9 protein-coding genes are annotated in these 12,606 nt (G+C 32.1%); all 9 read left to right on the forward strand.

Going from position 1 to position 12,606, the window contains the following annotated elements; translation table 11 throughout:
* The 9 genes from H8S01_RS11685 to H8S01_RS11725 all read left to right on the forward strand — a co-directional run bounded on the left by H8S01_RS11685 (position 1) and on the right by H8S01_RS11725 (position 12,605).
* Positions 1–1,323 carry a glycosyltransferase family 2 protein gene (locus H8S01_RS11685; protein WP_186837279.1) on the forward strand — a complete coding sequence of 441 codons (1,323 nt, stop codon included), beginning with the start codon at positions 1–3 and terminating at the stop codon, positions 1,321–1,323.
* A 28-nt stretch (positions 1,324–1,351) separates the two neighbouring features.
* Complete coding sequence (locus tag H8S01_RS14165) at positions 1,352–2,398, forward strand: FkbM family methyltransferase (protein WP_186837280.1); 1,047 nt, start codon at positions 1,352–1,354, stop codon at positions 2,396–2,398.
* A gap of 447 nt (positions 2,399–2,845) precedes the next feature.
* A complete protein-coding gene (locus H8S01_RS11695; protein WP_186837281.1) occupies positions 2,846–3,775 on the forward strand; it encodes a hypothetical protein in 930 nt (309 codons plus the stop codon).
* Between the two features lie 89 nt (positions 3,776–3,864).
* Complete coding sequence (locus H8S01_RS14170; protein WP_243204367.1) at positions 3,865–6,228, forward strand: adenylyltransferase/cytidyltransferase family protein; 2,364 nt, start codon at positions 3,865–3,867, stop codon at positions 6,226–6,228.
* A gap of 11 nt (positions 6,229–6,239) precedes the next feature.
* On the forward strand, positions 6,240–7,415 hold the full coding sequence (locus H8S01_RS11705; protein ID WP_186837282.1) for a glycosyltransferase: 1,176 nt from the start codon (positions 6,240–6,242) through the stop codon (positions 7,413–7,415).
* 61 nt (positions 7,416–7,476) lie between these two features.
* Positions 7,477–10,038, forward strand: coding sequence for a hypothetical protein (locus H8S01_RS11710; protein WP_186837283.1), 2,562 nt, complete (start codon positions 7,477–7,479; stop codon positions 10,036–10,038).
* Positions 10,039–10,056: 18 nt separating this feature from the next.
* Positions 10,057–11,142 carry a glycosyltransferase gene (locus tag H8S01_RS11715; RefSeq protein ID WP_186837284.1) on the forward strand — a complete coding sequence of 362 codons (1,086 nt, stop codon included), beginning with the start codon at positions 10,057–10,059 and terminating at the stop codon, positions 11,140–11,142.
* Positions 11,132–12,163, forward strand: a complete 1,032-nt coding sequence (locus H8S01_RS11720; RefSeq protein WP_186837285.1) for a glycosyltransferase — start codon at positions 11,132–11,134, stop codon at positions 12,161–12,163. Before H8S01_RS11715 ends, H8S01_RS11720 begins: the two co-directional genes overlap by 11 nt.
* A gap of 1 nt (position 12,164) precedes the next feature.
* Entirely contained in the window at positions 12,165–12,605 is a 441-nt protein-coding gene (locus tag H8S01_RS11725; protein WP_186837286.1) for a hypothetical protein, read from the forward strand.
* Position 12,606 lies beyond the last annotated feature (1 nt).

Here is a 12,606-nt window from a genome sequence, read left to right on the forward strand (position 1 = left end):
ATGCAGGATAGAAAACCATTAGTATCTGTTATCATGCCATCTTTAAATGTTGTAAAATACATTGATGAATGTATACAGAGCGTTCTTAATCAGTCATTAAAAGAAATAGAAATTATTTGTGTGGATGCAGGTTCAACAGATGGAACTTATGAACGTCTAAAGGAATACGAAACAAATGATTCAAGGGTACGTGTGATACTAAGTGATAAGAGAAGTTATGGTTATCAGGTAAATCTTGGAATAAAGGAATCAAATGCAAAGTACATAGGAATTGTTGAAACAGATGACTATGTTGATGAAAATATGTTTGATATATTATACAATCGTGCAGAAGATAATAATTTGGATTTCGTAAAGGCTGATTTCACATTTTTATATGATTTTGATGGATATTATTTATATAAGCCTGCAAAATTATTTGATGAAAATACAAATAAATTTTACAATAAAGTTATACAACCATTAGATTGTACATATTTATATTTTCATGATTTTAATGTATGGAAAGGAATTTACAATCGTGAATTCCTTATAGAGAACGATGTTATGTTTAATGAATCTGCTGGAGCGTCATTTCAGGATATAGGATTTCAGCAGCTGCTGTTATATTATGCAAAGCGATGCATGTATATACCGGAAAAATTGTACTATTATCGATTCGGGCACATGACAAATTCTTCAGTAAGTCCAAAGATTTTACAGTTTGTAAAGCAGGAATTTGAGCATTTGTTGGACAATAAATTAAATGGAATGACAGGAAGAAAGATTGAACTGATATATCAGAAGATGGGATTGGATTTGTGGTCACAGTATAATGTATTGATTGATTTAAATGGTTCAGGTGTAAAAAAGGAAGATGTTGATCAATGTTATCAATGGATAAAACAAAAACTATTTATAGCTTTGAACAATGGAATTGTAAAATCAATTGATATGAATCAGACTACATGGAAACAGATTACTTTTTTGCTGGACGATAAGGAAGCATATACTGATAAATATCTTGCAATGATACAGGCGAAAACAGATAGAATAAAAAGCAAATTAGGAAAAATAAATGTGATATGGGGGTGCGGTGTATATGGAATGGAAGCACTTAATTTTTGCAAAAAGTATGGATATGACTGTATTGCCTTGATTGATAATAACAGTAAATTATGGGGGCGAAAAATAAGTGGAATAGAAGTAAAAGCACCTGTTGATATTATTAATAAAAAACTAGATGTTAAATATGTGGTTGCCAATAAATTGCATTCAGAAGAAATAGAAATGCAGTTGAAGAAAAATGGTGTGCCAGATAAAAGTATTGTCATTTGGAAGTAATGAATTAATAAGCTGGAGAATGTGTAGTATGATTAATTACAAAAATATATTAAATTTATCCAATGATGTATATGGTAGCTTTCAAGATGATTTATCTAGAGATATTTATATGGCACGTGTTATGAATGGTCTTACATATGATTATAATTATATAACACGAATTACTGTGGATAATATAGATGTAATGGATAAATTAAGAAAAGATATTGAATCATATATAAGGGAAGGAAGAAAGCTTATACTTGATGGAGCAGGTTATTATGGAAAAAGTATAAAAATGACTTTGAATGATGTTAAATTTGAATGTTTTAGTGATAGAAATTCACAAGAGAAGATGATAATGGGAATACCTGTGCTTTCAAGGAAAGAAGCGGTAGAAAAATATCCGGATGCGTTATTTATAGTAGATTCAATGGTTTATGCCAGACCAATAAAAACGGAATTAAAGCAGCTTGGCGTTGAACATATTCTTGATTTTGGAAGTTATCTTGGTAAGTATGGTAACGCACGGGATAATCAATATTATGATGTTTTTAGATTTGGTGATGATGAAGTAATAGCAGATGTTGGATGCTTTGATTGTTATACAATGATACAATACTTTAAATATGGTAATAGTAAGTATAAAAAGATATATTCTTTTGAACCAGAACCACATCAATATGCACATTGTAAAGAAATAATTGAAAAAGGTGGATATCAGAATTGGGACATATATAATTATGGAGTATATGATAATAATTCAAAATTATATTTTAGTTCAAACAGCAGCAGTACCAAGATAAGTAATGACGGCGATATAGAAGTTGATGTAATAAAACTTGATGATTTCTTCAAGGCACATGAAGCACCCACATTTATAAAGATGGATATAGAGGGAGCTGAGCTGGCTGCATTAAAGGGATGTGCAGAAACAATTAGCAGGTATAAACCTAAGCTGGCTATTTGTGTATATCATAAGCCGGAAGATATATTTGAAATTCCTGAATATATATTATCGCTTAATTCTGATTATAAAATGTATTTAAGACATTATACAAATCTTGTTAATGAAACTGTGCTGTATTGCGAATGACATATTTAATGATAGAGTTATTATAGAATAATTGAAAAAGATATATTTGACTTTGTTAACAAATTGAATTTGTAGTTCAATATATATTATTGCAATATTTATAATTCTGTGATATTTTAATAAAAAGCAGTTTTCTATATTACCTGTACGGTTGTTGTGTGGCTTGTATAATTGATGGTATTCTATATTTTGATGGTATCATTTTCAGGCACATGGCAATGGGGCGGTACAGGGTCTGTCTATCTTGGTTTTTGTCTGTATTTCATTGAAATTCTGCTTTTAAAATAAGGTATAAAGCAGGATTATTATATTTACATGGTTCATGCCTGTGTTTTACAGGATGCAACAGTGTTTAGCCAGCATGGGATGTATTGCATAAGTGTATATTCAATGCTTAAAATATTAGTCATATTCCTGCTTTATCGGATAAGATAAGGAGAAGGAATTATGAATGGTAACAGAGAGTATAAGAGTGATGTGTTCAGCATGCTTATGGAAGACAAGAAGCGTGCACTTCAGCTTTATAATGTAATGAATGGTTCGTCGTATGACAACCCGGATGATGTCGAGATTAAGACGCTTGACGGAGGAATATCCCTAACTGTAAGGAATGATGCAGCATTTGTGGTTGATGCAAGACTAAGCATATATGAACATCAGTCAACAGTGTGTCCTAATATGCCTGTGAGAAGCCTGATATATTTTACGACAATTTTATCGGATATGCTTAGCGGAAGAGGCGGAGAAGGCAGGGAAAGAAAGATAGGACGCAATTTGTATGGAAGAAAGCTTGTAAAGATTCCGGTACCACAGTTTGTAGTCTTTTATAATGGAGAAGAGAAGCAGCCGGAGGTACAGGAGTTAAAGCTATCAGATGCATATGAGAAGGCAACTGATGATCCAAGACTGGAATTAAAGTGCAAGGTGTATAATATCAATAATGGCAGGAATGAGGAGATAAGACATTCTTGCAGATGGCTTGATGAGTACATGATTTTTGTAAATAAGGTAAGGGAATTGCATTATGGAAGAACGGATGAAGACCTGCTTGTTGATATACAAATGGCAATAGATTATTGCATAGAGCATAATATATTAAGGGATTTCCTGATAAAACGAAGGAATGAGGTGACAAAGAGTATGAAGCTTGATTATACGTTTGACAGGCAGCTGGAACTTGAGAGGGAAGATGCGAGAGAGGAAGGATTCGAGGAAGGGCTTGAAGAGGGAAGAGAACAAGGACGTAGAGAAGAACGAGATATTGTTAATCAGTTGATTACATTGCTGTTATCTGATGAAAGAACAGAAGATTTGAAGAAATCTGCATCTGACAGGGAATATCAGATACAGCTTTTAAAAGAGTATGGATTAATGTAATTTTATAAAATAGAATTAATATTTGCTAATGTAAACGCCTTTAGAGTATAATAGCTTTAAAGGCGTTAGGTTTATACGGAGGCATTAAGATGCAGATTGAAGATATAGTAGCAAAGTTCTCAACAGGAATATTTGTCTGGTACAATTTTAAGGAAAATGCAGCAATTTTATATTTGTATTTGATAAATAAAGACAAAGAAATAGAATCATTTCTTAAAAATAAAGGAAATGTAACATTATGTAACATAAAAAAGGGAAATGAAAATATTGATGATGTTAAAAAATTTGATTATATTATTGGTGTTGATGTTTTAGAAGAGAGTGAATCGCCGGTAGAATTGCTTACATTTTGCAGGAATCATTTAAAGGATGATGGCAGGCTTCTATTAGGAACAGAGAATAGGCTCGGAATTAAGTATTTTTGTGGGGACAGAGATCCATATACTAATCATAGTTTTGATGGAATTGAAGATTATAGAAGAATAACAGCAGCGGATAAGAAAGATATAGGTGGAAGATGTTATTCCAGAGCAGAACTTAATGATATGTTATGTATGGCAGGGTTTTGTAATGACAAGTTTTATTCAGTTATGCCGAATTTGAAAGAGGCACAGCTTATATATGCTGATGGTTATACACCGGTTGAAGATCTGGCAATCAGATATTTCCCTTTTTATAATTATCCTGACAGTGTTTTTCTGGATGAGCGTTTTATGTATAAGGATTTGGCTGATAATGATTTATTTCATACAATGGCTAACTCATATTTTATTGAATGTAGTCCTGATGGAAAGTTTGATGAGACGATGCATGTAACGCTTTCACTTGACCGTGGAGAGGAAAATGCTTTGGTTACAGGAATATATGAGCATGATGGAATAAGGGGCGTTTATAAAAAGGCTGTATATTCCGAAGGAATGAAGAAATTGTATGAAATGCAGGATAATCTTGATGAATTGCGGAGAAGAGGTATTAGTGTCGTTCAATCTAAGATTGAAAACGACAAATTTGTAATGCCATACGTAGACAAGCCTGTTGCATTGGTTGCGTTAAGAGAAATTGCAAAGAAAGATAAAGAAGCATTTTTTGATGCATTGAATGATTTGTATGAATTGATATTATCATCATCCGAGCATACAGATATTGTGAATGAAAAGGACAGGAATAGTGCCAATGGGAAAGATATGGGAGTTATCCTTTCAAAGGGATATATTGATATGGTGGCACTTAACTGTTTTTATGATGAGACGATAGAAGAACCGAAGAAAAGATTTATATTTTATGACCAGGAGTTTTATTTTGAAAACTGTCCGGCTAAAGCTATATTTTATCGTTCAGTAACAGTTATATATGATGGTGCTGATATGGAATTTGAAAGACTGATTCCAAGAAAAGAGGTACTTGAAAGATTCGACCTTGCAGAGCTTGAAGAATTGTGGCAGCGTATATCCTACAGATTTACAAGCGAATTACGTAATGAAAAGGAATTACAGCTTTATAAACAGGAAAGAACGTGTGACGCAAGAGTAGTCTACAGTAACAGGGAAAAGATTAATTACAGTGCCTCTGATTATCAGGAAATATTTGTTGACATTTTCAAAGGACTTGACGATAAAACGAAAGATGGAAATAATAAAAAACTTGTTCTTTTTGGTTCGGGCAATTTTACAAAAAGATTTCTTGATGAATTTGCAGGTTGTTACGATATTTTTTCGATTATAGATAACAATCAGTCGAAATGGGGAACAATGATGGATAATGTACCGGTTAATTCTCCTGATGTTTTAAGAGATATAGATTCTGATGAACTTCATTTGATTATTTGTATAAAAAAATATTATGGTGTTGTAAAGCAGTTAAAGGAAATGGGGATTTCAAAGTATCATATATATGACCCTTCAAATGAATATCCGAATAAAAGAAGAGAGATTGCACAAAAACGTGCGGCAGGCATGATTGCTGAGAATTCAGGAAATACTGGCACTGATGGAGAAAATGAGAAAAAACCGTATAATATAGGTTATATAGCTGGTGTTTTTGACCTTTTTCATATCGGACATCTTAATATGTTTAAAAGAGCAAAAGAACAGTGCAACTATCTGATTGTCGGGGTCGTGTCAGATGAGGGGGTAAGGCTTAATAAGCAGGCTGAGCCGTTTGTTCCGTTTGAAGAAAGAATTGAAATGGTGCGTTCATGCCGTTATGTTGATGAGGCTGTAAAGCTTCCGCTTAATTTTTGTGGAACACAGGATATGTATAAAGTGTATCATTTTGATGTTCAGTTTTCAGGAAGTGATTATGAGCATGATGCGTATTGGATTGCTCAGAAGGAGTTTCTTGAAGAGCATGGTTCAACAATGGTATTTTTCCCATATACACAGAGTACAAGCTCTACGAAGCTGAAGAAAGCTATTAATGCAAAGATAAAAGAGTATGGTTTATACGAGGAGTGATTTTTAAAGTAATGCGTTTTGTTTTATTTTATTCAGATGTAGAGTCGTTTAATTATTTTACAGATAGAATTGTTGAGGAATTAAATAAAAAGAATCATGAATGTTTTGTACTTGATTTGCGTGATATGTCACGATCAGGAGAACATTCATTTGAAAGATTTAATTCGTTCCTTGAAAAAAAAGCTGATGCGGCAATAGCATTTGATGGTTTGGGAATAAAGGACAGGATATTTGTTGAACTGTGGGATTCCATGAATACATTGGCAATTAATATTCTTATGGATCACCCATTAAGATTTCATCCAACAATGTTAAGACATCCTAGGAGGTACATACAGTTTTGTTGTGATAGAAATCATGTGGAATATGTAAAAAAATATTTTGGTGAGAGTGTGGCTGATGTAAGATTTATGCCTCATGCCGGTACATATATGGGTGAGCCTGATTTGGAAAATTACGAAAAAAGACCATATGATGTTTTGTTTTCAGGAACTTTTTATGAACCACATATATATCTTGAACAGATAGATGAGATGTTTAGTGATAATGAACTTATAAAGATGTTTTATCATAATCTTGCAGATTATATGACTGACAGGAATGAAGTGTCTACAGAGCAGGCAGTGGTTGATGTTATGGATTTGATGAGATTGATTATGTCTGAAAAACAGGTGATACAGCTCTTCAGGTTTGCAGAGCCTGTTGACTGGCTTGCGAGAATGTATTATAGAAAGCAGATTGTACAGGTGATTGCAGATTCAGGTATTGATATATGGCTTCTGGGGCGTGGATGGGAGAATCATCCTGCTGCTATGCTTGACAATGTACATATTATCAATGACAGAATACCGTTTAAAGATACACTTCCGGTTATGGCAAAGGCAAAGATTAATCTTAATATTATGCCGTGGTTTAAAGATGGAACACATGACAGAATATTTAATATTTTATTGCAAGGCTCACTTCCTCTTACAGATAAAAGCAAATGGCTCGAAGATAATTTCACTGATGATGAAAATATTGTATTTTATGATTTGAATGAGTTGGACAGTATTCCTGAAATAATAAAAAACTATCTTGATAATCCGGAAAAATCAAAAGAGATTATTAAAAATGGTTTTAATGAAGTTGCTGATAAATATACATGGACACAGATAACGGAGCAGATTCTTGCGTGTATAGAATAAGTTATGTGATTAATTTTGGAAATTAATCAATAAATATAAAACATGGAGGTTAAAAATCTATATGAATATTCATACAAAACATGAAATTTTAAAAATAATACAGAACGTGAAAAATATTCATATTAATCTGCATGTATTAAATAACAATGAATATATTAATTCTTTAACACAATGTCAGGAATATGCAGTCAATATTGGAAATATCATTGAAAACAGTGATTGCAATGATAAAAATATTGTTCCGCTTCTTGAAAATTATTGTGAAGTTTTGTATGAATTGTCTCTTATTAATCCGGCAAGTGAAAGAATATATAAAATAAAATTAATTGATGATTTAATTAATAATGTTGAGAGTTTAATTGGGAAAATTGCAGGAAAATACAGAATTGTATTTCTTCCATATAAAGCCCAGATGTGGGATGCACTTGAGAGCGTCTGGCTTGCGGCTAAAGATGATGACAGATGTGAGTGTGATGTGATTCCGATACCATATTTTGAATTTGATAAACGAAAAAATGAATGGCATCTTGCGTATGACGGAAATGAATTTCCATCATATGTCCCAATTACGCCGTATCAGACTTATAGCATACGTGAGTTAAAACCGGATGCTGCATACATACATTATCCATATGACGGCAGTAATACAGTAACGAGAATCCACCCGGCATATTATTCTGATGAACTAAAAAAATATGTAAATAAATTAATATATATTCCTTATTATGTAACGGCCGGGGCAATTTCGGAAAATCATAAGTATTTTCCTGTTTATAAAAATATGGACTATTTTATTGTACAGTCTGAATTTTTTAAGCGTTCTTGTACCGGAGTATTTTACTACGATAAAATAATTCCACTTGGTTCCCCTAAGATTGATTCAGTAGTTAATAAGTGTAAAAACGAAAAGAATATTCCTGATGAATGGAAGAAAATATTAAATAATAGAAAAGTTTTAATGCTTAATACAACAATAGGCGACATTTTGTGTTATAAAGGTGTTCTTATAAAAAAATTACAGCATTTTTTTGAACTTATAGCACAAAGAAAAGATATTGCTTTAATCTGGAGACCGCATCCGCTTACTGAAGCAACGATTAAGTCAATGCGGATAGAGATTTATGAAAGTTATATAGAATTAAAACGATATTTTATGGATAATGAAATTGGTGTGTTTGATACTACACCTGATATTGCATATACGATTGCTATAAGCGACGGATATATAGGCTCGGATGGAAGCTCGGTTATTAATATGTTCAGTGCTGCCGGAAAGCCGGTGTTTATATTTAATGATTTAATATTTAATGAATTTTCTGAAAATGAAAAAAGAAATCTAAGAATTATTAATATGGTTGTTAAAGAAAATGAATTGTATTTTGTTGCAGATTCATTTAGTGGGATATTCAGATTTGATATTACAAATTTCAAGGATACAGATAGTAATTATATAGGGGAAGTGATTGATAATTCCGAACACAGATGGCAGCAGCCATATGGATATATATGTACACAGCATGATGATGTATATATAGCATCAGTATACAGTGACTATATTACAAAATATGATGGTACTAATTATAAAACATTTATATGTAATGAAAAATATGATGCGAGAGCATTGGGACAAATGAAATTGTGTGATAATTTTCTTGTGTTTTTGCCTTATGAGGGATTTGATATATGGAAATATGATACTCTGACAGGAGAATGGACGGTTGATAAGATAACAATTTTAAATCTGTATAAAAATCTTGGAACAGCGGCATATGGAAATATAGCTTATAGCTGCGTATATTTTAATGGGTATTTATGGATAGTAACAGGCTGTTCGGATTATTTATTAAAATATAATGTCAATACCGGTGAGAGTGAATTGCATAAAAATGGCGTAGATAAATATGTATATACCTATATAACAGCCGATGAAAATAGATTGTATCTCCTTGATAATATTAACAATATTATTGCAATAACAAATGATGGAATTGATTGTAGGGTAATCAAAATTCAAACATCACTTATAAAAAAATACTGGAATACAGAAAACGGAGAATTGTGTTTATTCAAAGCTGTTTTAAATGTTGGAAACTATATTGTGCTTATTCCGGCATTTTCAGACACATTTATAAAAATAAATAAAATCACTGATGAGCAGAGTGCGATAAACACGCATTTTCTTGATAACTCAAACGGCTGTTTTAATGGATATAATCCGGAATATTCTTATAGCACAGGTGCATTTGCGGCACTTAATAGTTATGAATTTATAGTGCAGCGTACATATGATGGAAAAGCAGCAGTTATTAATGTTGATGATATTAATACTGAAAATATTGAGTCGGGAAATTGCCGGGAATTTTACATTAAAATTTCAGATGCTGATTTAGAAAGAAAACAGAAAAATTCGGATGGATTCGAGAAAATGTGCAGTAATGGTTATTTCTGCCAGAAAGAGAGTATATATCTTTCAACAGAACAATTTCTAGATAGAATGGTGTCTGGTGACTGGAATGGAATTTTAGAGCGGCAGCAGGAATATGTGAATTCTCTTGCATTAAATCCTGGAACATGTGGTGAAAAAGTACATGAATTTGTTATGAATTCGTTAATAAAATGTTGATTTTAGAAGGTGGCTTATATGAATTTATCAGTATGTATTATTGCAAAGAATGAAGAAAAACATATAGAAAAATGTATGCAATGCCTGTCTGATAAGAAAGTACAGATAGTTGTGGCAGATACCGGGTCTACAGATAAAACTAAAGAAATTGCCAAAAAATACACAGAGTTCGTATATGATTTTAAATGGATTGATGATTTTGGAGCAGCAAAGCAGTTTGCAGTGTCAAAAGCGGCCAATGACAATATATTGATTCTTGACTGTGATGAATATTTGCTATCTGACGAAACTGTACTTGAAAAATTAAATAGTAAGCTTGAAAATGAACCTCAAAGGGCCGGACGCATAAAATGCATCAATGTATTGGTGGATGGTTCAAAAAATATTGATTGGATAACAAGAGCATTTAACAGGAAGTATTACAAAGTAGAAGGGAAAATACATGAGCAGATAGTTAAGGCTGACGGAAAACCGGCAGATACGTTCTTATCCGCTGTTGTTATTAAGCATGTTGGATATGCACTTAATGATGATGAGAAGAAGAAAAAGGCATTACGTAATATAAAACTATTGAAAAAAAGACTTGCTGAGCTTGAAAAGAATTTTGATAGTGGCATAACACAGAATAATGAAAAAGAGATTCCATATATTTATTATCAGTTGGGAAAAAGTTATTATATGGAAAAAGATTATAATAATGCATGTGAGTGTTTTTCAAAGGGACTTTCATTCGATTTGGAACCGGAACTTGAGTATGTTATAGATATGGTTGAAACATATGGATATGCAATGTTAAACTGTGGAAAAGTTCAGGAAGCATTATCGTACACATCAATTTACGATGTATTTGGAAACAGTGCGGATTTTAAATTCCTTATGGGGCTTATATATATGAAAAACGCAATGTTTGACAAAGCTGTAAATGAATTTCAGAAAGCATCAGAATACAAAGAAAGCCGTGTTGAAGGTGCTAATTCATATCTTGCGTATTATAATATCGGGGTAATATATGAATGTCTGGGAAATACAGAAAAAGCACAGGAATATTATAAAAAATGTAATGGCTATTCAAAAGCTGCGGAAAGGCTTAAAAATGGGAAATAGTAAAGTAGATTTAAGTATTATTGTGCCGTGCTTTAATGTGGAAAAATATGTTGCAAGATGCATCGATTCTTTAATTAATCAGACACTTGACAATACAATATATGAGATAATTCTGGTGGATGATGCTTCAACAGATTGTACATGGAAAATAATTACGGAATATGAAAAAAAATATCCGGATATGATTATTGCCGTTCATTGCGATGAAAATGGAAGACAGGGTAAAGCAAGAAATGTTGGACTTGAATATGCAAGTGGTGAATATATAGGCTATATTGACAGTGACGACTGGATAGATTCTGATATGTATGAGATTATGTTATCAGAGATAATGAATTATTCAGGTGATATTGTACATTGTAACTATATACGTGATGACGGAATTGGAAAGATGGATTGTAATTCAAGTGGGAATATCCAGCGGTTGTTAGTTGATACACAATCTAAAAGGGGTGAATTTATAGTTTCGGGATGTATAGGTTATGGCTGCGTGACTGATGTTATTAAGAAAAGCATATTGGTTGAAAATAATATACAGTTTCCTGAAAAAATTGCATATGAGGATTTATTCTGGCGTTCGATTGTCTATTTATATGTGAAAAAAATTTCTCTGATAGATAAGAAATTTTATCATTATTATATAAATCCACAGTCAACTGTTCTTAAAAAAAATGATGATTATCATCTCGACTTAATGAAGATAAATGAACTTAAATATAATGAGTATATAAGAAGAGGCTTTCTTAAATTATATAGGGATGAACTTGAATTTGACATGCTTGACACATGGTATCTGGGAATGATAAAAACGCTGGCGTTCCGTTTTGACAAGCCGCCATATAGTGAATTTATAAAATTAAAATCAATATTTAATAAGCTTATGCCGGAAGCTGCATTGAATAAATATATCGAAGGACAATTTAACGAAATGCAGAAACTGTTGATAAGTCTGTTAAATGTGGATGTATCAGAAACGGATTTTTATAATGTTATAAATATATGCAGAAAAACAGGGGTGTAATATGATTAATAATGAAAATATAATGTATATGTATTGTAATGTCCTTGGACAGACAGAGCCGGAGAAGATTCTTGATATAGGCCTGTTTTACAGGCAGATAGGTGGTGTGTCAAGAACAATTCTTAATTCTGATGTTCCAAATAAGTGTTTTATTACAGGTATTGATTTGGAAAATTCAAAAAATTACGGAGTGTATAATACAATATATGATGAAATAATAAGGACGGAAGATATAGCCGGATTATCCGATGCAGAATATGATTTAGCTGTATTTCTTGATAAAAAAATTAAAGGTTTAGAAAGAAAGAATCTTTTTGATTTTGTAAAATCGAACTGTAAGTGTATTTTTGCTTATGAAACAGATGATGTATATCTGCAAAATTGGGAAAATAAAAGGAAACTTAATGTTAATAATGTGACTGGAATTCTTGCATGGAGGTGAC

Source organism: Lachnospira hominis (ex Liu et al. 2021) (assembly GCF_014287955.1).
Taxonomy (GTDB): Bacteria; Bacillota; Clostridia; order Lachnospirales; family Lachnospiraceae; genus Lachnospira; species Lachnospira hominis.